The following is a 21,603-nucleotide window of genomic DNA, read 5'->3' as shown; positions in this document are numbered from 1 at the left end:
TGTCCCACAGGTGCGGAAACGATTCGCCCAAACCGGTTCCACGGGATGTTTCCGTGAGGTGGTGCTGTGCGGTGGTGCTGTGCGGAGGAGCTGGCTGTGCCGTGGCAGTGGCGCGGTGCGGGTGTCCGCGCGGTGCGGGCGGTACGAATGACCGCCCCCGGGGGCGCCCTCGGATCACCTCGGGCGCTTCCCGGGAACGGCCGCCGCGGACCCCGCTCGGGTCCGCGGCCGCCGGCCGGAGGCCGTCCCCCCCGGTCGGACTCCGGGGATCAGGCCTGCGCGGAGATGCGCGCGAGGCGCTGGGCCTCTTCCCGCGTGGACGCGGCGATGGCGTCCTCGTCGGCGAAGAGGAGTCGGTTGTTCTCGACGATCTGCTTGCCGTTGACCAGCGAGAGGGTGACCGGGGCGGCCGCGCCGAAGACGAGCGCGGTGACCGGGTCGGCGATCGAGGAGTGGGCCAGGGTGCTCAGGTTCCACATCACCAGGTCGGCGCACTTGCCGACCTCGAGCGAGCCGATGTTGTCGGCGCGGCCGAGCACCTGGGCGCCGCCGTACGTGCCGAGTCGCAGGGCCTGGCGGGCGTTGAGCGCCCGCTCGCGGTGCACCGGGTTGAGGCGGTTGATGAGGAGCGCGTTGCGCAGCTCGGTGTGCAGCTCGCCGGACTCGTTGGAGGCGGTGCCGTCCACGCCGAGACCGACCGGTACACCGGCGGCGAGCATGTCCGGTACCCGGGCGATGCCGGCGGCCAGACGGGCGTTGGAGGACGGGCAGTGCGCGACACCGGTCTTGGTGCGCGCGAACGCGGCGATGTCGGAGTCGTTCATGTGGACGCTGTGCGCCATCCACACGTCCTCGCCGAGCCAGCCTGTCGACTCGAAGTAGTCGGTCGGGCCCATGCCGAACAGTTCCTTGCAGAACTGCTCCTCCTCGACGGTCTCGCTGCCGTGGGTGTGCATGCGCACGCCGAGGCGGCGGGCCAGCTCGGCGCCCTGCTTCAGCAGCTCGGTGGAGACCGAGAACGGCGAGCACGGGGCGACGGCGACCTGGGTCATCGCGTCGAAGGAGTAGTCGTGGTGCCTCTTGACGGTCGCCTCGGTGTCGGCGAGCGCGCCTTCGAGGGTCTCGACCGCGTGGTCCGGCGGCAGGCCGCCGTCCTTCTCGCTGCGGTCCATGGAACCGCGGGCGAGGGTGAAGCGGACGCCCATCTCGGACGCGGCGCGGATGATCGAGCCGGAGAGGTCGCCGGAGCCCTTGGGGAAGACGTAGTGGTGGTCCATGGCGGTGGTGACGCCGCCCTTGGCCATCATCGCCAGGGAGCCCTGCGCGGCCGTGTACGTCATCTGCTCGTCGATGCGCGCCCACGTCGGGTACAGCGCGACCAGCCAGTTGAAGAGGTTGTGGTCGGTGGCCAGACCACGCGTGATCCACTGGTAGAAGTGGTGGTGGGTGTTGACCAGACCCGGGGTGACGAGGTGACCCGTGCCGTCGATGCGGCGGACCACATTGTCGAGCTTCTCGGGGGCCTTGCCCGCACCGATCGACTCGATCTTGTTGCCGGCGACGACCACATAGCCCGAGGCGTACTCGGTGTCGTTCGCGTCGACGGTCGCAATCGCACAGTTCTCGATGACGATGCGCTCTACTGCGCCGTCAAGGGCTGCCGATGCTGCCATGGGACTTCCTCGTGCTTTCAGTGGCGGTGCGGGCACGGCAAAACCCTGGGGATTTGAGTGCCGGAGCCGGGGGCCTTGACAGCTGACAGTACTGCCGCCCCGTGTGGTGCGTCCGGGTGCCGATTCAGGAAGTGCGAGGTGTCGCGCCCCGGGGCCACTGCGGGGCCCCGGGACACGCGTACCGCATCAGAGGTTGGTCATGTCCACGGGAATGCGGGCATCGACGCCGTCCCGGAGGACGGTGGCCTCGATCAGACCGTACGGGCGGTCCGCTGCGAAGTAGACCTCGTTGTCGTTCTTGAGGCCGAAGGGCTCCAGGTCGACGAGGAAGTGGTGCTTGTTCGGGAGCGAGAAGCGGACCTCGTCGATCTCCGAACGGTGGTTGATGATGCGCGAACCCATCTGGTACAGGGTCTGCTGCAGCGACAGGGAGTAGGTCTCCGCGAAGGCCTGCAGCATGTGCTTGCGGGTCTCGGCGTAGGACTTCTCCCAGTTGGGCATCCGCTGCTCGTCATCGGACCAGGCGAAGCGCCAGCGGGCCGAAACCTGGGTCGCCAGGATGCGGTCGTAGGCCTCCTTCAGCGTCGTGTACTTGTCCTTCACGTACCCCCAGAACTCGGAGTTCGTGGAGTTCATGACGGTCAGGTCCTTGAGGCCGGATATGACCTCCCAGTTCTTGCCGTCGTACGTGATCTGGGTGACCCGGGTCTCCATGCCCTCGCGGACGAAGGAGTGGTTCACCTCGTCGGCGCCGATGAACTTGGAGTTCGCGTCCGAGGTCGCGATCCGGGACCAGGAGTACTCCTCGATCCGGATGCGCGCCTTCTGGATCGGCTCCTGGCTGTTCACGAACCAGCGCGCCAGGTGGATGCCGAACTGCTCGGCGGACTCGATGCCGTACTCCTTGGCGAACGCGTACACCGTGTTCTTGGTGGTGTCCGTCGGCAGGACGTTGGCGTTCGAGCCGGAGTAGTGGACGTCGTCCATGTCGCCGGAGAGGGCGACCGAGACGTTCAGGTCCTTGATGTGGTGCGTGTCGCCGTCCCGCGTGATCTTGACGACGCGGTTCTCTGCTTTGCCGTACTGGTTCTGGCCGAGAATCGTGGCCATGCTAGCTCCCTCGGTAAACGGAGTAGCCGAACGGGTTGAGCAGCAGCGGTACGTGGTAGTGCTCGCCGGGGGTGACAGCGAAGGTGATCGTCACTTCCGGAAAGAACGCACCGCTGTCCCTTACGCGGGGGGCGTCCTGCTGCGCCTCGGCTTGCTTCTTGGAACGGTGCTTGTTGGAGAAGTACGACTCGGTCTCGAAGTCGAGACGTACGTGGGTGGTGCCCTCCGGCAGGGCCGGCAGGTCCTTGCAGCGCCCGTCCCCATCGGTGGCGGAACCGCCCAGGGCGGCCCACGCGCCGTCCGGCCCGGTACGGGCCGACAGCGAGATGGCGACACCCTCGGCGGGCTTGCCGACGCTGGTGTCCAGGATGTGCGTGGACACCGACGCGGTGGTCTCGGTGCTCATGATCGGGTCACTCTCCTTCTACGAGGCGGGTCAGGCGGATCTTGTTGATCTTGACGAGCTCGCCGCGGGCGGTTTCCCGCTCCTGCTCCGGCGAGTTGTCGATCCGGACCCTGACCGCGTCCCGCATGAACTCACCGGTCGCGCCGGTGGCGCAGATGAGGAAGACGTGGCCGAACTTCTCCTGGTACGCCAGGTTCAGTTCGAGGAGCTCGTTCTTCAGCTCCTCCGAGGCACCGGCCATGCCGCGCTGCTCGCGGGCGGAGGTCGGGTCTCCCGGCTTCGGGCGGCCGATCGGCGCGTGGCCCCCCATGGCCTCGCCCAGGTCCTCGGCGGTGAGCTCCGCCATGGCGGACTCGTTGGCCGAAAACAGGGACTCGACGGTGGTGAAGGGGCGCTGGGCGAGAAGCTTGCCGCCCCAAGCCGAACTGGCGCAGACCTCGTGCAGTTCGGCCGCGGCCGCGCTGTCGTCCAAGGCGTTGAACCGGGTGAGACCCGGGGTCGGACTCGAAGTCACGGTAGGCCTCCGTGGCCTGTTGTTGCTTTGACGGGCTGCGCATAGCTAACGCCCTCGACAACACGGCGTCAACACTTTGTTGAAACTTCCCGTACACAAAAGCCGCCGCCCGGATGAATAGGGCGGCGGCTCGTCACCGTGGGTCAGGAACCGTTCACTCCGGGCTGCCCTTGTCGGGCCCCTTCTGGAGGGCGGCGTCCCTGTTCAGGTAGTTGTATACGGTGAAACGGCTGACGCCCAGGGCGCCCGCGACCGTCTCCACGCCGTGCCGCACGGAGAAGGCGCCCCGCGCCTCCAGTATCCGTACGACGTCCTGCTTGGCCTTCCGGTCCAGCTTCGACAACGGTACGCCGTGCCGGCGCTCCAGGGCGGCGAGGATGTGGTCCAGCGAGTCCGAGAGCTGCGGCAGGCGCACGGCCAGTACGTCCCGACCCTCCCAGGAGAGGACGACGTCGTCGGGCTGGGCCAGGGACGGGTCCATCAGCTCGCCACCCATCGCGTCCACCAGCGGCTTGACCGCGGCGACGAAGGGGTGGTCACGGGGCTCGGTCACTGGGCGTCCTCCCCGATCACGTTCACCTGGAGCGACACGCGGGTGGCGCCGGCCCGCAGCGAGCCGCGCAGCAGCGCGGCCACCGCGTCCAGGACCTCGGCGGCCTCCCCTTCCGCGGTGTTGCCGAAGGGGCCTACGTCCACCGCGTCCAGCTGGGCCTTCTGGATGACCTCGCGAGCGGCCACGGCATGGGCGGGGGCCTCTTCGAGGTCGAAGGGCTCGGTCGTGAACTCCACTCTCAATCGCACGCGGTCAAGCTACCCCGCGGTCATGATTTTTCGGGAGTCCGCACTTGACATCCGCGCGGAGGCCCATGCAGTCTTCCATCAAGCAGAAACTAACTTCCGCAATACGGAAGGAGCGCACACCCCTCATGGGATACACGGACCAGCGCTTCGATGTAAACCTTTCGATCCTCTTCACGGAACTCCCGCTCCTGGAGCGTCCCGCGGCTGCCGCCGCGGCCGGCTTCACGGCGGTCGAGCTGTGGTGGCCCTGGGTCGAGACCCCCACTCCCGCCCAGGCGGAGCTCGACGCCCTCAAGAAGGCTCTTGAGGACGCCGGCACCCAGCTGGTGGGCCTGAACTTCTACGCCGGCCAACTGCCGGGCCCGGACCGCGGCGCGGTCTCGGTACCCGGCGCGGAGTCGGAGCGCTTCAACGCCAACATCAACGTGGCCGCGGACTTCGCGGCCTCGGTCGGCTGCAAGGCGCTCAACGCCCTGTACGGCAACCGCGTCGAAGGCGTGGACCCCGCCGTCCAGGACGAGCTCGCCCTGAAGAACCTGGTCGTGGCCGCTCAGGCCGCGGACCGCGTCGGCGCGATCCTCCTGATCGAGACCCTCAACAAGCCCGAGTCGCCGCTCTACCCCCTGGTGAGCGCCCCGGCCGGCATCGAGGTCGTCGACAAGGTGAACGAGGCCACCGGCCTCGGGAACGCCAAGTTCCTGCTCGACCTGTACCACCTGGCGATGAACGATGAGGACCTCTCCGAGGTCATCGAAAAGTACGCCGCCAAGACCGGGCACGTCCAGATCGCGGACAAGCCCGGACGCGGTGCCCCCGGCACCGGCGAGCTGCCCCTCGAGGAGCTGCTCGACCAGCTGAGGAAGGCCGGGTACGAGGGCTACGTAGGCCTGGAGTACAAGGCCGCCGACGCCGCCGCCTCCTTCGCGTGGCTGCCGGCCGAGGCCCGCGCCGCGCAGTAGCGGACAAAGTCCGGGCGATCAGCCAGGCACGTCACGAACTTTTCGTACAAAGCATTAAGAGAAGGACCCTCATCATGAGCACCCTCCCCAAGATTGCCTGGATCGGTCTCGGAATCATGGGCTCCCCCATGGCCGAGAACCTCCTGAAGGCCGGTTACCCGGTCACCGGCTTCACGCTGGAGCAGGACAAGCTGGACCGCCTGGCCGCCGCCGGCGGAAGCGCCGCGGGCTCGATCGCCGAGGCCGTCGAGGACGCCGACGTCATCATCACGATGGTGCCGGCCTCCCCGCAGGTCGAGGCCATCGCGTACGGCGAGAACGGCATCCTCGAGAACGCGAAGTCCGGCGCGCTGGTCATCGACATGTCGTCGATCACCCCCCAGACCTCGGTCGACCTCGCCAAGAACGCCGCCGAGAAGGGCATCCGCGTCATCGACGCCCCGGTGTCCGGCGGCGAGGCCGGCGCCATCGAGGCCGTACTGTCGATCATGGTGGGTGGCGAGCAGGCCGACTTCGACGAGGCCCTGCCCGTCCTGGAAGCCCTCGGCAAGACCATCGTGCTCTGCGGCCCGCACGGCTCCGGCCAGACGGTGAAGGCCGCCAACCAGCTCATCGTCGCGGTGAACATCCAGGCGTGCGCCGAGGCCGTCGTCTTCCTCGAGAAGTCCGGCGTGAACCTCCAGGCCGCCCTGGACGTCCTCAACGGCGGTCTGGCCGGCTCCACGGTCCTGACCCGCAAGAAGGACAACTTCCTGAACCGCGACTTCAAGCCCGGTTTCCGGATCGACCTTCACCACAAGGACATGGGCATCGTCACCGACGCCGCCCGCAACGTCGGTGCCGCCCTTCCCGTCGGCGCGGTCGTCGCCCAGCTGGTCGCCTCGCTGCGCGCCCAGGGCGACGGCGGCCTGGACCACTCGGCCCTGCTGCGGGCCGTCGAGCGCCTCTCCGGCTCGCAGGTCTGACGGCCGGCCCGCTCCGCCGGGCCGCCACCCCCTTCCCCTCGCGGGGGCCTTGAGTTTCCGGATGGCGCCGGTGCTGACACCTGTCCTGTCGCGCCCAAGTGCCGGCGCCGTCCGGATCACCTCTCCTTCAACTTTGTTCAACAAACTGTTGACGTTTAGTTCGTGCCGAAATTAGGCTGTTCCGCATGACGGAAGACACTTTCCGTCGGCAGTTACCCGTACGGAAGGTCACCATGTCGAAGCGCACGCTGACGACCGAGTCCGGCGCCCCGGTCGCCGACAACCAGAACTCCGCCACCGCCGGCGTCGGTGGCCCGCTCCTGGTCCAGGACCAGCAGCTCCTTGAGAAGCTCGCCCGCTTCAACCGCGAGCGCATCCCGGAGCGCGTGGTCCACGCCCGCGGCTCGGCCGCGTACGGTCACTTCGAGGTGACGGACGACGTCACCGCGTACACCAGCGCCGCGTTCCTGAACACGGTCGGCAAGAAGACCGAGACCTTCCTGCGGTTCTCCACCGTGGCCGACTCGCTGGGTGGCGCGGACGCGGTCCGCGACCCGCGCGGCTTCGCGCTGAAGTTCTACACCGAAGAGGGCAACTACGACCTGGTCGGCAACAACACCCCGGTGTTCTTCATCAAGGACCCGATCAAGTTCCCCGACTTCATCCACTCCCAGAAACGCGACCCCTTCACGGGCAAGCAGGAGCCGGACAACGTCTGGGACTTCTGGGCGCACGCCCCCGAGGCGACGCACCAGATCACCTGGCTGATGGGTGACCGCGGCATCCCCGCGTCCTACCGCCACATGAACGGCTACGGCTCCCACACGTACCAGTGGACCAACGCCCAGGGCGAGGCCTTCTTCGTCAAGTACCACTTCAAGACGAACCAGGGCATCCGCTGCCTGTCCTCGGACCAGGCCGCCGAGCTCGTCGGCTCCGACGCGAACTCGCACCAGACCGACCTGCTCCAGGCGATCGAGCGCGGCGTGAACCCGAGCTGGACCCTCTACGTCCAGATCATGCCCGCCGCCGAGGCCGCGGACTACCGCTTCAATCCGTTCGACCTCACCAAGGTGTGGCCGCACAGCGACTACCCGCTGCAGCGCGTGGGCCGGCTGGTCCTCGACCGCAACCCGGACAACGTCTTCGCCGAGGTCGAGCAGTCCGCCTTCTCCCCGAACAACTTCGTCCCGGGCATCACCGCCTCGCCGGACAAGATGCTCCAGGGCCGCCTCTTCGCGTACGCCGACGCCCAGCGCTACCGCCTCGGTGTGAACCACACCCTGCTGCCGGTCAACGCCCCGAAGGCCGCGAAGGCCGAGAACTACGGCCGCGACGGCGTCATGGCGCTGCGCAACGGCTCGCGCCACGACAAGAACTACGAGCCCAACTCGTACCAGGGTCCGGCCGAGACCGGCCTGGCACTGGGCGCCCCGCAGGCCGTCTCCGGCTACACGGGCACCCACGAGGCTCCGGCGCACACCAAGGACGACGACTTCTTCCAGGCCGGTGAGCTCTACCGCCTGATGTCCGAGGACGCCAAGCAGCGTCTGGTGGCGAACATCGCGGGCGGCCTCTCACAGGTCACCCTCGAGCACGTCATCGAGAAGAACCTGGCTCACTTCCACGCCGCCGACGCCGACTACGGCAAGCGCGTCGAGGAGGCCGTCCGCGCCCTGCGCGACGCCTGAGCCGACAAGCCGTGCCAGGGGCCTGACGGGAGGTCAGGCCCCGGGTACCGAGCCCGACCCGCGGACCCGGATGAGGGGTGGTGCGCGGCGAGGGCAGACCGCGCCAGCCCATGCGGCTGGCGCCGCGTGAGGACCGTGGCGGGCGTGCGAGCCAGTGCGGTGGTCATGGGTTCCGAGGCCCGTCTCTTGACCTGAGGGAGACGACGCCGGAGTTCTCGTCGCCGTCCGCCACGGTCCCGGCCACACCCATCCTCCCCGTTCCCCGCGTACGGGGGCCGCGCACAGGGGCCCCGCACGCCGGGGACCACGAACTCCGCCCGGCGGTGCGAACGTCCTGTCGCGCCAGCCTCGCCCCGTCGGGCGGTCACACATCAGAGCGCCGAGTCACGGACGGTCCCGTGACTCGGCGCTCTGTCGTTCCCCCGGGACGCCCGCGCGGTCCTGCTCCTGCTCCTGCTCCTGCTCCTGAGCGAACTCCAGGACACGCCCGGGTCCGCGAGAACAGCACCGCGTGGGGCGAGTTGCGGGCCAGTGCCGTCTTCGACGGACACCGCAGAGGCCGGCTCTCTCACCCTGGACCGGGCGCGCGTCCCGCTGGACCGGCACGGTGGACGCCGAGCTCGGCCCCCGCCCCCGCGACGGAGCCCACGGCTCACACGGCTCACACGGCTCACACGGCTCACACGGGACGGCGTACACGGCGTACGCGGCGCACGCGGCACCGGCACCGGCACCGGCACACCGCGTCCCACCGGGACGGTGTCGCCGCGGGTGACGCAGAACGACCCCTGCCCCCTCCTAGCGGAGGGGGCAGGGGTCGTCGCGCGTACGGCGCCCGGCCGGCGGCGGACCGGGCGGCGGACGATCAGACCTTGAGGGCCTTGATCGCGGTCGGGGCGTGGCCCGGCTCGGTCGCGAGCTCTTCGAACTCGGTGACGTCGCTCATGTCGACCGTCTTGCTCATCGAGATGTTGGTGATGCGCTCCAGGATGGCCTCGACGACGACCGGGACCTGGAACTCCTGGGCCAGCTTCTTGGCCTGCTCGAAGGCCTCGCCCAGCTTCTCCGGGTCGGTGACGCGGATGGCCTTGACTCCCAGGCCCTCGGCGACCTTGACGTGGTCGACGCCGTAGACGCCCAGCTCGGGGGTGTTGATGTTCTCGAACTCGAGGTTGACCTCGAAGTTGATGCCGAGGCCGCCCTGCGCCTGGCGGATCAGGCCCAGGTAGGCGTTGTTCACCAGGACGTGGACGTAGGGGACCTTGTGCTGCGCGGCGACCGCGAGCTCCTCGATCATGAACTGGAAGTCGTAGTCGCCCGAGAGCGCGACGATCGGGGTCTCCGGGTCCGCGGTGGCGGCGCCGATCGCGGCCGGGATGGTCCAGCCGAGCGGGCCGGCCTGGCCGCAGTTGATCCAGTTGCGCGGCTTGTAGACGTGCAGCATCTGCGCGCCGGCGATCTGGGAGAGGCCGATGGTGGTGACGTAGCGCGTCTCCGGGCCGAAGGCCTTGTTCATCTCCTCGTACACGCGCTGCGGCTTCATCGGGATGTTCTCGAAGTGCGTGCGGCGCTGCAGGGTGGCCTTGCGCTCCTGGGCGGAGTCGGCCCAGGCGCTGAAGTCGGGCAGCTTGCCCTCGGCCTTGAGGTCCTTGGCGACCTCGATGAAGAGCTCCAGGGCGGCCTTGGCGTCGGAGGCGATGCCGAAGTCCGGGGCGAAGATCTTGCCGATCTGGGTGGGCTCGATGTCGACGTGGACGAACTTGCGGCCCTTGGTGTAGGCGTCCAGGTTGTAACCGGTGTGGCGGTTGGCCCAGCGGTTGCCGATGCCGAGGACGAAGTCCGACTCCAGGAAGGTCGCGTTGCCGTAGCGGTGCGAGGTCTGCACGCCGACCATGCCCGCACTCAGCTCGTGGTCGTCCGGGATGGTGCCCCAGCCCATGAGCGTGGAGATGACCGGGACGCCGGTCAGCTCGGCGAACTCGACCAGCAGGTCGGAGGCGTCGGCGTTGATGATACCGCCGCCGGAGACGATGAGCGGGCGCTCGGACTCCAGCAGGAAGCGCAGGGCCTTCTCCGCCTGGGCGCGGGTGGCGCGCGGCTTGTAGACCGGCAGCGGCGCGTAGGTCTCCGGGTCGAACTCGATCTCGGTCAGCTGGACGTCGATCGGGAGGTCGATCAGGACCGGGCCCGGACGGCCGGAGCGCATCAGGTGGAAGGCTTCCTGGAACACGCCCGGAACCTGGGCGGCCTCCAGGACGGTGGTGGCCTTCTTGGTGACCGGCTTGGCGATCGAGGCGATGTCGACGGCCTGGAAGTCCTCCTTGTGGAGCTTCGCGACCGGGGCCTGACCGGTGATGCACAGGATCGGGATCGAGTCCGCGATCGCGGAGTACAGGCCGGTGATCATGTCGGTGCCGGCCGGGCCCGAGGTGCCGATGCAGACACCGATGTTGCCCGCCTTGGCCCGCGTGTAGCCCTCGGCCATGTGCGAGGCGCCCTCGACGTGGCGGGCCAGCGTGTGCTTGACGCCGCCCACGTTCTTGAGCTCGCGGTAGAACGGGTTGATCGCAGCACCGGGCACGCCGAACGCTTGTTCGACACCCTCGAGCTTGAGGATCTCCACTGCAGCGGCGGCGGCTGTCATACGAGGCATCAGGTTCTCCTGCGGGTCTGGCGGTCAGGCTTTTCCGTAATCCGGAAGTATTGTTCTGCTATACGGAACAAGCTAAGCGGCGGCTCCGCACACGTCAAGGCGGTACGGGACCCCGGAAGCCACCAAAAGCCGCGTCCCGCTCGGTGTGTTGCACAAAAACCGGCATCCCCGGCCGGATTCGGCGGGATTCGGCGTCCGCTCTCGCCCGGACGGTCGCCGGTGGTGGAGCATGGACCCACGCACAGCGACGGAGGGGGTCGAGGTCCATGGCGGACGCGGTACCGGTGCGCTGCCCGGCGTGCCTGCGGGAGAACGGCTACACCGCCCCGGTCTTCCCCTGCGCGTGCGGTAGCCCGGTCGCCCCGCCCCTCGATCTGACGGCGCCGCCCGAACCGCTGACCCACCGCACCTGGTCGGACAGCTGGGTGCCGGTGCGGTGCGGGGCCTGCGGGCGGGAGGACGCGTGGCCGCGGCCCGAGGTCGGCTGCGGCTCGTGCGGCACGGTCGTACGGCTCCCCGTCCATCCGCCGGCGGCGGACACCGGCCCGGCCGGCTCCGCGGGCCGCGGCGGGTCCGGTCCGCCGGTCCGCCCGCCGGGCCGGGGCGGTCCCCCGCGGCCCGGCACCTCCCGGCGCGATCCGCGCCGCGACGCGCACCCGGCGCACATACCGCTGCCGCCGACCGCCCCGGCCAGCGTTCCGCCCGGTGACCATCCGTACGGCCCGCGACGCGGTGACCACGGCCGCGCTGTACCTGCGCTGGCTCGGCTTCCAGGACGTGCGGCAGCCCGACGGCCGGCCCGTTCCGGCCGCGGCGGTGGACCTGCGGGCCCCCGGGCTGGTCGCGCAGGTGGACCCGACCACGTCGCCGGCCGGACTGCGGGCGGTGGAGTGCGTCTGGCTGACCGGGCTCACCGCCTCCGCGACCAGCGTCTACTTCTCGCTCGCCGGGTACACCGAGGACGCCCGCACCCGCGCGGACGACCTCGGGATCCCGTTGTTCGTGATGGACCTGACCGGCGTACCGCAGCCGGTCAACGACCCGGCGGACGAACTGATCGGGACGGGGGCCTAGGCTCGGAGGCGCCAACCATCACGTACCCGCCTTCCCGCCGAGGAGTGCCCGATGAGCCTGTACGACATCCCGCTGACGACCCTGTCCGACGAGCCGACCAGCCTCGCGGCCCACAAGGGCAAGGCGATCCTGCTGGTGAACACCGCCTCCCAGTGCGGGCTGACCCCGCAGTACTCGGGACTGGCCCGTCTGCAGTTCGCGTACGAGGCGAAGGGCTTCACCGTCGTCGGCGTGCCCTGCAACCAGTTCGGCGGGCAGGAGCCCGGAAACGCCGAGGACATCCAGACGTTCTGCGCCGCCGGTTTCGGCGTCACCTTCCCCATGCTGGAGAAGTCCGACGTCAACGGCGAGAACCGGCACCCCCTCTACCAGGAGCTGGTGAAGACCCCGGACGCCGAGGGCGAGGCCGGCGACGTCCAGTGGAACTTCGAGAAGTTCCTCATCTCCCCCGCGGGCGAGGTCGTGGCCCGCTTCCGCCCGCGCACCGAGCCCGAGGCTCCCGAGGTCGTCGCCGCGATCGAGGCGCACCTGCCGGCGTAGCGGCGGCCGTGCCCTTACGGCGTCCCGTACGGCGTCCCGTACGGGCCCGCGGCTCGGGTGACCGGCCCGTACGGGACGGCGCGGCTCAGGTCAGGTCGGCCTCGTCGTACTCCGCCGCCGAGCCGGCCGCCGTCAGCTCCCGCAGTTCCACCCGGCGGATCTTGCCGGAGACCGTCTTCGGGAGGTCCCCGAACTCGATCCGGCGGATCCTCTTGTACGGGGACAGCACCGCGCGGGAGTGCTCGAACAGGGCCCGGGCCGTCTCCGGTCCGGCCTCCCAGCCGGCCGCGAGGGTGACGTACGCCTTCGGTACGGCGAGGCGCAGCGCGTCCGGCGCCGGTACGACGGCCGCCTCCGCGACGGCCTCGTGCTCCAGCAGGGCGCTCTCCAGCTCGAACGGGCTGATCTTGTAGTCGGAGGCCTTGAAGACGTCGTCGGAGCGCCCGACGTAGGTGAGGTACCCGTCGGCGTCGCGCGCGGCGATGTCCCCGGTGCGGTAGAGCCCGTCCGCCATCGCCTCGGCGGTGCGGTCCGGGTCGTCGCGGTAGCCGGTCGTCACCCCGGCGGGCCGGGTCCGCAGGTCGACGCAGAGCTCGCCCTCGTCGGGGGACTCCTTGCCGGTGACCGGGTCGAGCAGCACGATCGTGTAGCCGGGGGCCGGGCGGCCCATGGAGCCGGGTTTGACCGGAACCCCGGGGAAGTTGCCGACCTGGAGGGTGGTCTCGGTCTGGCCGAAACCGTCGCGGATGGTGACCCCCCAGGCCTCGCGGACCTTCTCGATGACCTCCGGGTTGAGCGGCTCGCCGGCGGCGACGGCCTCGCGCGGGGGCCGGGCCAGCACGGTCAGGTCGGACTGGATCAGCATCCGCCACACGGTGGGCGGGGCGCAGAAGGTGGTCACGCCGTGCCGGTCCATCTCACGCATCAGCCGCTCGGCGTCGAAGCGGGCGTAGTTGTGGACGAAGACGGTCGCGCCCGCGTTCCAGGGGGCGAAGAGGTTGGACCAGGCGTGCTTGGCCCAGCCGGGCGAGGCGATGTTGAGGTGGACGTCACCGGGGCGCAGGCCGAGCCAGTACATGGTGGAGAGGTGCCCGATGGGGTACGAGGCGTGCGTGTGCTCGACGAGCTTGGGGCGGTCGGTGGTGCCCGAGGTGAAGTACAGCATCAGCGGGTCGGTGGCGAGGGTCTCGCCGTCGGGAGCGAAGGGGTCCCGGGCGGCGTACATGTCCGCGAGCCGGCGCCAGCCCGCCGGGGCGTCCGGGCCGGCCGCGATCCGGGTGTAGGCGCCGGGTACCGCGTCGAACTTGGCCGTGTCCTCGCTGCGCGTGACGACGTGCCGTACGCCGCCCCGCTCGATCCGGTCGCACAGGTCGGCGGCGCCGAGCAGCGGGGTGGCGGGGATGACGACGGCGCGCAGCTTCATCGCCCCGAGCATCACCTCCCACAGCTCGCGCTGGTTGCCGAGCATGACCAGCATCCTGTCGCCCGGGGTGACGCCCTGGTCGCGGAGCCAGTTGGCAGCCGCGTCGGACCGTACGGCCAGCTCCGCGAAGGACAGGCTCTCGCTGGTGCCGTCCTCCTCGACGATGCGCAGGGCGTCGGCGTCGTTGCCCGCGGCGATGTGGTCGAACCAGTCCAGGGCCCAGTTGAAGCGGTGGGGGCGGGGCCAGGTGAAGCCGGCGCGGGCGGCCTCGTAGTCCCCCCGGCGCTCCAGGAGGAAGTCCCGGGCGGCGAGGAACTGGCCGGTGGCGCTGTTCTGCTTACGGTCCGTGCTGTCGGTCGTCATGGCAGGCATCGTGCCGCGTTCGCCGTACGGGGCACCAGAGCGGCGTCAGCCGTGGATTGACCCGAAGCGCACGGAGGCGGCGGCCCCGCCCGCGCCCTCCCCCAGGGCGGCGACGAGCAGCTCCGCTTCGGCGGTGACGGCCTTCTTCTCCGTGGCCGAGGCCTTCCGGAAGAGCTCGACGGTGACGGCGGACCCGTCCATGGTCCACAGCCCGGCCAGGAAGCCGTCGACGAGCAGGGTGCGGTGGGCCTGGTTGCCGGTCCACGTACGCCCCTTGGCCTCGGGGGTGACGACGCGGGAGCGGTCGGCGTGCGAGAGGAGGAGGTTGTCGAACTCCGGGAGGAAGCGGGGCGGCGCCGGGGTGCCGGGGTCGGGGCGGGGCGCGTCGGGCAGGTCGAACAGCTCCACGCCGTTCTCGTCCTGGAAGACGGCCAGTTCCGGCCGCAGCCGTTCGAAGGCCGGCTTCAGTCGGGTCTGGCCCGCCCAGAGCTGCATGTCCTTGACGGAGGCGGGCCCGAAGGCGGCGAGGTAGCGCCGCACGGCCTCGTCCACCGGCTGCGCCGGTGCGGCGGGCTTCCCGAGCCAGCTCTCGACGGTGGTGAGCCGGACCTGGCCGCTGCGCCCCCACACCCCGCGGGGGGTGACCTGGACCAGTGGCAGGAGGCAACGGGCGGCGACGGCGAGCGACTGCGGGTCGGCGTCCGGCCAGTGGGTGAGCAGTTCCGCGCGGATCTCCCCCATGGTGCGGGGCTCTGCCTCGACGAACTCCCGGGAGCGCGCGGCGAGCGCGTCGAGGTCGACGCCGACGAGGCCGGTGCGGAAGTAGGCGACCTCCCGGTCCCGGGCGGGCTGGACGAGGGGCCGCAGCGTCAGCGCGTCGTACGCGGTGTGCGTGTGGATGGTGGAGCGCATGGTGACGATCCGGACCGCCTCCCGGGACTCCATCAGCCCGGCGAGCTCGGTGGGGCGGAAGCCCGCGAGGCGGGCGTGGAGCTGGAAGTAGGGGGGCTTGACGTTCTGCGCCTGGAGCCCGAGGAGGTAGCCGACCGCGTCCAGGGCGGACATCTCGGCGCGGGTCAGCAGCAGCTGGCGGGCGAGCGTGGCACGGTTCAGTGCCCGGGTGTCGAGTACGGGGTGCGTCGTCCTGGAGGCCATGCCTGCACGCTAGCCCGCCTTGCGGACAGGAAGTGTCCGCAACTCTGGATCTGGCGGGACGGGGCCGAAGACCGACGGTGGCTTCGGCGGGTGAGGGAGGCGGGCGACGGGCGACGGGGGCGGGCGAGGGAGGCGGACGACGGAGACGGGTGACGGAGACGGTGACGGAGGCGGGTGACGAGGAACGAAGGGCACGGCCGCCCGATATCCTGCACCTTGCCCGTAAACACACGTTCGACCGAAAGCCGACCTGCGATGCCGGAGCGCCCAGACCACCGCCCGACGCCGTCCGACGCCAAGCGCACGGGCCGGCGCCGCCCCGCCGCACCGCCCGCCACACCCCCGGCGGGCCCGCCGACGGAAAACCGGCCGGTGCCGCCGGGCGGGCAGGTGGCGGGCCACAGCACCGTGGTCGATTCGGCCGTGTACCGCGACGGCCGCCGGATCGCCTCCCCCGCCACCCTGGCCGACACCTTCCGCCGGCTGCGCGAAGAACCCGAGGGGATGGCCTGGATCGGCCTGCACCGCCCCACGGAACCCGAACTGCACTCCCTGGCAGCGGAGTTCAACCTCCACGAACTGGCCGTCGAAGACGCCCTGGAGGCTCACCAGCGCCCCAAACTGGAGCGCTACGGCAGCACCCTCTTCGTCGTCCTGCGCGCCGCCCGCTACCTCGACGCACAGGAGGAGGTCGAGTTCGGCGAACTCCACGTCTTCGTCGGCCCGGACTTCCTGATCACCGTTCGCCACGGCGCCGCCCCGGACCTCTCCCGCGTCCGCCGCCGCATGGAGGGGACCCCGGAACTCCTCTCCCTGGGCCCGGAGGCCGCCCTGTACGCCATCCTCGACGCGGTGGTGGACGGCTACGCCCCGGTCGTCGAGGGGGTCCAGACGGACATCGACGAGATCGAGACGGAAGTCTTCCGCGGCGACCCGGCGGTGTCCCGCCGCATCTACGAACTCTCCCGTGAAACAGTCGAGTTCCAACGCGCGACCCGCCCCCTGGTCGGCATGCTCCACAGCCTGATGGCGGGCTTCGCGAAGTACGGCACGGACGAGGAACTCCAGCGCTACCTCCGCGACGTGGCGGACCACGTCACGCACACCAGCGAGCGCGTCGACGGATTCCGCCAGGCCCTGACGGAGATCCTCACGGTGAACGCGACCCTGGTCTCCCAACAGCAGAACGCCGAAATGCGCGCCTTGGCCGAAGCGGGCTTCGAACAGAACGAGGAGATCAAGAAGATCTCCGCCTGGGCCGCCATCCTGTTCGCCCCCACCCTGGTCGGGACGATCTACGGCATGAACTTCGAGACCATGCCGGAACTCAAATGGGCGGCCGGCTACCCCTTCGCGATCCTGCTGATGGCGGTGGTCTGCGTCAGCCTGTACCTCGTCTTCAAGAAGCGCGACTGGCTGTAGGGAATCATCACACAAGCTTGATCGACTTAGCGTGAGCGAACTGCGGACCACGCCCTAGAGACCCCGTGGGGAGAATCTGGGGAGAACGCGCGGCAAGGGGTCGACCGGACTCGGCGCCGCCGCCTCAACGGGGGCGGCGCCCGGCGCAGTAGCCAACGACCGCGCTCCCTGGGAACTGGCCATTCAGTACGCCCTGCATTTCCGTAACGCGGCAGACAGTCGGGATGCCTTGACGCAGGCCAGCGGGCCATGGAGTCGGGCAGGCCTTCCCGAAGGCATGGCCGACTTACGCCCTTGCCGCCCGCACGATCATGACGATGCATCAGGTTCTGTCAGTGGTCGACGCTACAACCGATCTGGAGGTCCGCATGGCGCGGACCGATGGGGAGGGTTACAGCATGCCGAAGGTTCCGGACGGATACGTGCGCGTACGAAGCCACCTCCGCCGCAAGCCGGGTCCGAAGTCCGCCAAGGGGCTGAGCCTCTGGGCAGTGGCCGGCCTATGTGCTGTGGTGTGGCTCTGGGGCCAAGTCTTCGGGTTCGGCGACAGCTCCGCCGAGCAGCAGCCCGCACCGAACCCGGCCGTCTCCGCGCCAGCGGGCGGGCAGTGACGGCCCAGCGGCGACGGCGAAGCGTCTGGTGGCGACCGCGCGGTACCGCCGACGTCCTGGGTGCGGCAGCTGTCACCCTCGCGCTCACGGTCGCCCTGGCACAGGCCGCATCGCGCCTCCTGACGAAGGCCGCCGAGGCCTGGCCGCTGCTGGCCCTGATCTGTCTCGCCTTCGCCGTCGGCTTGGCCTGCCTCCGGATACGGCGCTCCCGCCGGAACCGCACGGACAGCGAGAGGCTGGCTCGCCTGCGCGTCACCTTGGCCGAGCTGGACGTGATGGACGACCAGCAGTTCGAGTACTCGCTGCGCAATCTCCTCATCCGCGACGGATGGGCGGCCACGAAGGTGGGCCGCGGCGGCGACCAGGCCGCAGACGTGATCGGCGTCCTGGTACCCCTCGGACGGATCGTGGTGCAGGCGAAGCACACCTGCGTCGGTGGCAAGGTCGGCTCGTCGGTGATGTATGCGGTGAAGGGCACGGCAGGGCCGGCGCACAGGGCGGACCACGCGGTCGTCGTCACCAACGGCTCCTTCACCCGTGACGCCATGGCCTGGGGCGACCGCCACGGAGTTCACTGGGTCGACCGCGACCGGCTGCACCACTGGGCCCAGGAGGGCAAGGCCTTGCATGAACTGCTCGGATTGTCCGCCAGGCGCTCCCGCCTTAGAACCGCTCGACACTGACCAGCCTGACCGCATCAAAGCCACTCACCGCGGGTTCGTGTACCAGCACCTCTACGCAGTCGGGTGTCTGCTGCGCCTCGCCGATCCCGGCGGCGAGCTTATGCTCTCGGAGCGAGACGAGGACCTGGGACGAGGACCTGGAAGTAGTCCTTCCCAACCGATGGCTCTCCCCTACGAAGACTGACGGGCCCGGAACAGCACTCTGCGACCGGTGACCGGGAACCTCCCGGTCACCGGTCGCAAGCATGCCCGATGTGAAAGGCCGGCAGGCCTTACCCGCTGGCAGTCGCAGGATCAGTGGTGGGCGGCCCCTGCCGCCAGCAACGGAGCCAGGAGGTCAACGGCTTCCTCCCAGCGGAAGCGGTCGGCACCGCCGCCGGACTTCGGACGGTGGGGCTCGTAGCTCCCGACCAGAACGCCCATCTCGCGCAGCTCGGCGAGGCTGCGCCGGTACGCGCGGTGGGCGGCGAGCGCGGTGTTCACGTAGGGCAGGACGACGGTGGGGATGCCCATGCCGGGAGCCTCGCAGAGGATGCCGAGGGCGAGGTTGTCCGCGAAGCCGGCCGCCCACTTGTTGACCGTGTTGAAGGTGGCCGGGGCTACGGCGATCGCATCGGCGGGTGGGAAGGACCGTGCGTCCCCGGGCGCGCGCCAGGCGGAGCGGACGGGGTAACCGGTTCGTTCCTCGACCGCGGCGACGTCGAGGCAGGGAAGCCCCTGCGGGGTGGCGACGACGCTGACGTCCCAGCTCCGCTCGTGCGCGGCGTCGATCAGCTTGCCGACGTCGCCCGCGATCCCGGCCGCGCAGACGACGACGTACAGGAAGGGCTTGCGCTGCGGCTCGGTCACGCGGGTACTCCCAGTCGGCGGCTGAAGTGGTGGAGCTCTGGCAGCGGGCAGCGTACGCCGACGATCTCGGGCTGCCATGTCGGCGACCAGGTCCCGGACGGCTGGGCGCCGTACGTCCTGGGCTGCGCAGGTGCCCGCGATCCGCAGGGCCTGGTAGCCGTCGGCGAGGCGGCCCTGCTGCGCGTAGGCACGGGCGGCTTCCACCCATAGGGCGGCCCGGCGCTCGGGAACCGGGATGTGTCGGCGCATGAGCGGACGGGCGATGTCGATGGCGACACCCGCGTCGCCGAAGGACACGGCCGCGCTGACCTCGTGGAGGGCCACGTTGGTGGGGCAAAAGTTGGCCCAGGCGCCGGGGTGGTTTAGGGCGACGTACCTCGCCACCTCCTTGGCCTCGGCCAGGAACTCTGCAGTGGCAGCACGGTCCCCGGCCCTGCCGGCAGCCGTGACTCCGCGAAGCCGGCCAACCGCTGAACCCTCTGCTTCCGAGTCCCGGGCGCCGTCGATCACAGCGACTGGACCGCGAGTACCTCTCGAAGTGGGCTGGCAGCTAATCTTTTCGGGCTGAACCGACGAAATGATCTCCTGCCGAGAAGCGCTGGGGCAGAGGCCTGGGTGCGATCTCGGACGACCCCTCCAGCCGGTCGACGAGATGCCCCGATCCTCACGCAACGGCGCCCGGGTAGTGACAGACTCCCCGCAGCAGCAGGGGAGGCTCCATGGGATTCGGTTTCCGCGTCGGTGTGCCCGGACTGAGTGTGCGTGTCTCAACGAGAGGCGTACGGACGTCCGTCGGGCCGCGGATGGCACGCGTGAGCGTGGGCGGCGGCCGGACGACGCTCTCGTCGGGGATGGGGCCCCTCTATGCCTCTACCGCGCTGGGCGGCGGGCGCCGCCGGACCAGTACCAGTCGGACGACCCGCTCCGGCTCGCGTCCGCGGACAGCCGGGCCTTCGAGCGCGCAGCTCGAACGGGCGCGCCGGCAGGCCGAGCGGGCTCAGCAGGAGGCGGAACGGGATGCGGCCATCGCACACCTGCGGGAGTTGCGGCAGCAGATGACCAGCGTGCACCTGCAGTCCTTCTCCCCCGTGCACCCGCCGGTGATAGCCGGGCCCCCGCAGCTCGGGCTGCCCTGGGCTCTGGCCGAGGCCAAGGCGTTCCACCTGGCGGGGCTCGGCGTGTTCGCCCGTGCCGAGCGCGCGGAGGCGAAGCTGCGGGCCGAGCGCGACGCTCCGGGGTACCTGGCTGCCGAGCAGGCGCGGTTGCACGGCGTCCACGGGGAGCTGAACGCCGAGGCGCAGCAGTGGTGGCAGGCCCTCGTCGCGAACGACGAGGCGACCGTGTGCGAGACGGTCAACCACGCCTTCTCCGACAACCCCGCCGCCGGCTGTGCTGTCGGGGTCGACGCCTCCGTGATGTCCGTGGTGATGCGGCAGCACGACATCGACTCACTGCCCGACCAGACTCCTGGAGTCACCTCCAGCGGGCGCCCCACGCTGAAGACGCTGACCAAGCGGGACCGGGTCCTGTGGTGGCTCACGGCCATGGGGTCGAACGTCATCGCCACTCTCAAGGAGGGCTTCGCCGTCGCACCTGGGATCACCGCGATCGACCTCGCGGTAATCACCCGCATGCCGGACACCCAGCGGCTGGGGTTCGTGGCGTACGGCCGGTGGACCCGCCAGGCCATCGAGTCGGTCCCCTGGCGGCAGCCGGAGGACGCGCTGCGGTTCCTCGACATCGGCCAGGACATCGCCTGCGCCGTCGGCACGACCGCCTCCGGAAATCTTGCGAGCACCATCAAGCCGCTGGACATCAGTCGACTGCCCGGCCTGCAAAGCCTGCTCGACCATGCCCAGGACGACGCCGCCTCAGTTGATGCCACGCTCGCCGGCCTGGATGGCGACCTCCTCGCCAACGCTCCGGCCACTCACGATGCGCCGGCCCCGGACCACTACCGGATCCACACGTTCGCCGAGTGGAGGACCCAGACCCCGTCGGTGGCCCAGCCGCCCTCCATGGGCCAGCCCGTGCTCGCTGCCCCGACGTCGCTCACGCCGGGGCAGAACCTCACACTGCCCGACGAGGCATGGGAAGGGCTGACCGTCGCGTTCAGCTTCGCCGGCGCAGATGCCGACCTCACGCTCTTCCTCACCGACGCACAGAGCCGGGTCTCCTCCGACGAGGACTTCGTCTTCTACAACCAGCCGTCCGCCGCCCAGGGGGCCGCGCGTCTCCTGGGCAAGCAGAACGATGGCACCCACTCCGTCGAGCGCGCCGCCATCCACCTCGCAGCCCTGCCGGAGCACGTCCAGCGCATGACGATCGCAATCAACATGGACGTCGACACCGGACTCACATGCGGCTCCCTCACCCACGCAGAGCTGTCCATGGGATGCGCCACTACTTCCTGGACCTTCCAGCCACCCGCCGACCCGGCCATCCGCGCGATGGTCGTCGCGGAGCTGTACCGGCACAGGTCCGCCGAGCACCGCTCGGTGTGGAAGCTCCGAGCAGTCGGACAGGGTTGGGCCGACGGACTCGATGGCTTGGCCAGAGCACACGGAGTCGACGTGGGATAGCCCATCGTGTCGGTGCTCGCCAAAGGTGGAAGCCGTCCGTGACTTCAACCCCTAGGCCGTGTCCGATGGGTCCTGTGACTCGCCTTGCGCTGGATCGTTGCGGTCGGTGTGGGGCGAGGTGATCTTTCA

The 21,603-nt window shown here is 70.0% G+C and carries 19 protein-coding genes and 2 pseudogenes; 9 read left to right on the top strand and 12 right to left on the bottom strand.

What is annotated here, in order from left to right; all coding sequences use genetic code 11:
* Positions 1-269: 269 nt before the first annotated feature.
* The 6 genes from ACFWW8_RS34200 to ACFWW8_RS34175 all read right to left on the bottom strand — a co-directional run bounded on the left by ACFWW8_RS34200 (position 270) and on the right by ACFWW8_RS34175 (position 4,504).
* Positions 270-1,673: an 8-oxoguanine deaminase gene (locus tag ACFWW8_RS34200; protein WP_386535582.1), complete on the bottom strand. Its 1,404-nt coding sequence runs from the start codon at positions 1,671-1,673 to the stop codon at positions 270-272.
* A 186-nt stretch (positions 1,674-1,859) separates the two neighbouring features.
* Positions 1,860-2,783, bottom strand: coding sequence for a factor-independent urate hydroxylase (gene pucL / locus ACFWW8_RS34195; RefSeq protein ID WP_267720235.1), 924 nt, complete (start codon positions 2,781-2,783; stop codon positions 1,860-1,862).
* 1 nt (position 2,784) lies between these two features.
* Complete coding sequence (gene uraH / locus ACFWW8_RS34190; RefSeq protein WP_386535578.1) at positions 2,785-3,189, bottom strand: hydroxyisourate hydrolase; 405 nt, start codon at positions 3,187-3,189, stop codon at positions 2,785-2,787.
* A 7-nt stretch (positions 3,190-3,196) separates the two neighbouring features.
* Positions 3,197-3,703 (bottom strand): 2-oxo-4-hydroxy-4-carboxy-5-ureidoimidazoline decarboxylase, encoded by a 507-nt coding sequence (gene uraD, locus ACFWW8_RS34185; RefSeq protein WP_384027915.1) that lies wholly within the window; start codon positions 3,701-3,703, stop codon positions 3,197-3,199.
* A gap of 154 nt (positions 3,704-3,857) precedes the next feature.
* Positions 3,858-4,256, bottom strand: coding sequence for a helix-turn-helix domain-containing protein (locus ACFWW8_RS34180; RefSeq protein ID WP_386535575.1), 399 nt, complete (start codon positions 4,254-4,256; stop codon positions 3,858-3,860).
* Complete coding sequence (locus ACFWW8_RS34175; protein WP_386535572.1) at positions 4,253-4,504, bottom strand: hypothetical protein; 252 nt, start codon at positions 4,502-4,504, stop codon at positions 4,253-4,255. The genes ACFWW8_RS34180 and ACFWW8_RS34175 overlap by 4 nt, the downstream gene beginning before the upstream one ends.
* Before the next feature lie 125 nt (positions 4,505-4,629).
* Here ACFWW8_RS34175 and ACFWW8_RS34170 point away from each other — a divergent pair, with 125 nt between their 5' ends.
* The 3 genes from ACFWW8_RS34170 (at position 4,630) to ACFWW8_RS34160 (ending at position 8,119) form a co-directional block, all read left to right on the top strand.
* Positions 4,630-5,463: a TIM barrel protein gene (locus ACFWW8_RS34170; protein WP_386535570.1), complete on the top strand. Its 834-nt coding sequence runs from the start codon at positions 4,630-4,632 to the stop codon at positions 5,461-5,463.
* A gap of 74 nt (positions 5,464-5,537) precedes the next feature.
* Entirely contained in the window at positions 5,538-6,428 is an 891-nt protein-coding gene (locus tag ACFWW8_RS34165) for a 2-hydroxy-3-oxopropionate reductase (protein WP_386535567.1), read from the top strand.
* Between the two features lie 233 nt (positions 6,429-6,661).
* Positions 6,662-8,119, top strand: coding sequence for a catalase (locus ACFWW8_RS34160; protein ID WP_386535615.1), 1,458 nt, complete (start codon positions 6,662-6,664; stop codon positions 8,117-8,119).
* Positions 8,120-8,984: 865 nt separating this feature from the next.
* On the opposite strand, the gene gcl is transcribed toward ACFWW8_RS34160, so the two are convergent.
* Both gcl and ACFWW8_RS34150 read right to left on the bottom strand, forming a co-directional pair.
* On the bottom strand, positions 8,985-10,772 hold the full coding sequence (gene gcl, locus ACFWW8_RS34155; RefSeq protein WP_386535564.1) for a glyoxylate carboligase: 1,788 nt from the start codon (positions 10,770-10,772) through the stop codon (positions 8,985-8,987).
* A gap of 316 nt (positions 10,773-11,088) precedes the next feature.
* Positions 11,089-11,274: a hypothetical protein gene (locus tag ACFWW8_RS34150; RefSeq protein ID WP_386535617.1), complete on the bottom strand. Its 186-nt coding sequence runs from the start codon at positions 11,272-11,274 to the stop codon at positions 11,089-11,091.
* On the opposite strand from ACFWW8_RS34150, the pseudogene ACFWW8_RS34145 reads away from it, so the two are divergent.
* Positions 11,198-11,846: pseudogene (locus ACFWW8_RS34145) on the top strand (hypothetical protein). The gene ACFWW8_RS34150 and the pseudogene ACFWW8_RS34145 sit on opposite strands and share 77 nt — an antisense overlap.
* 51 nt (positions 11,847-11,897) lie before the next feature.
* Positions 11,898-12,386: a glutathione peroxidase gene (locus tag ACFWW8_RS34140; RefSeq protein WP_351280845.1), complete on the top strand. Its 489-nt coding sequence runs from the start codon at positions 11,898-11,900 to the stop codon at positions 12,384-12,386.
* 85 nt (positions 12,387-12,471) lie between these two features.
* On the opposite strand, the gene ACFWW8_RS34135 is transcribed toward ACFWW8_RS34140, so the two are convergent.
* Together ACFWW8_RS34135 and ACFWW8_RS34130 are read right to left on the bottom strand one after the other, a co-directional pair.
* Positions 12,472-14,172, bottom strand: coding sequence for an AMP-binding protein (locus tag ACFWW8_RS34135; protein WP_386535561.1), 1,701 nt, complete (start codon positions 14,170-14,172; stop codon positions 12,472-12,474).
* Between the two features lie 45 nt (positions 14,173-14,217).
* On the bottom strand, positions 14,218-15,327 hold the full coding sequence (locus ACFWW8_RS34130) for a winged helix DNA-binding domain-containing protein (RefSeq protein WP_386535559.1): 1,110 nt from the start codon (positions 15,325-15,327) through the stop codon (positions 14,218-14,220).
* A gap of 255 nt (positions 15,328-15,582) precedes the next feature.
* Between ACFWW8_RS34130 and ACFWW8_RS34125 the strand changes: the two genes are divergently transcribed.
* The 3 genes from ACFWW8_RS34125 (at position 15,583) to ACFWW8_RS34115 (ending at position 18,043) form a co-directional block, all read left to right on the top strand.
* On the top strand, positions 15,583-16,749 hold the full coding sequence (locus tag ACFWW8_RS34125) for a magnesium and cobalt transport protein CorA (protein ID WP_386535557.1): 1,167 nt from the start codon (positions 15,583-15,585) through the stop codon (positions 16,747-16,749).
* 317 nt (positions 16,750-17,066) lie between these two features.
* On the top strand, positions 17,067-17,360 hold the full coding sequence (locus ACFWW8_RS34120) for a hypothetical protein (RefSeq protein ID WP_386535554.1): 294 nt from the start codon (positions 17,067-17,069) through the stop codon (positions 17,358-17,360).
* Positions 17,357-18,043 (top strand): restriction endonuclease, encoded by a 687-nt coding sequence (locus ACFWW8_RS34115; protein ID WP_386535552.1) that lies wholly within the window; start codon positions 17,357-17,359, stop codon positions 18,041-18,043. The genes ACFWW8_RS34120 and ACFWW8_RS34115 overlap by 4 nt, the downstream gene beginning before the upstream one ends.
* A gap of 294 nt (positions 18,044-18,337) precedes the next feature.
* Here the strand turns inward: ACFWW8_RS34115 and ACFWW8_RS34110 are convergent, their stop codons facing one another.
* Positions 18,338-18,892: a flavoprotein gene (locus ACFWW8_RS34110; protein ID WP_386535550.1), complete on the bottom strand. Its 555-nt coding sequence runs from the start codon at positions 18,890-18,892 to the stop codon at positions 18,338-18,340.
* Positions 18,889-19,351: pseudogene (locus tag ACFWW8_RS34105) on the bottom strand (transcriptional regulator); the annotation flags it as partial. The gene ACFWW8_RS34110 and the pseudogene ACFWW8_RS34105, both read right to left, overlap by 4 nt.
* Before the next feature lie 596 nt (positions 19,352-19,947).
* Here ACFWW8_RS34105 and ACFWW8_RS34100 point away from each other — a divergent pair.
* On the top strand, positions 19,948-21,474 hold the full coding sequence (locus ACFWW8_RS34100) for a TerD family protein (RefSeq protein ID WP_386535547.1): 1,527 nt from the start codon (positions 19,948-19,950) through the stop codon (positions 21,472-21,474).
* Positions 21,475-21,603 lie beyond the last annotated feature (129 nt).

The sequence above is a fragment of the Streptomyces sp. NPDC058701 genome, from assembly GCF_042715295.1.
Taxonomy (GTDB): Bacteria; Actinomycetota; Actinomycetes; order Streptomycetales; family Streptomycetaceae; genus Streptomyces.
Note: the sequence above shows the minus strand (reverse complement) of the source record. Positions and strands in the feature narration are given on the sequence as shown.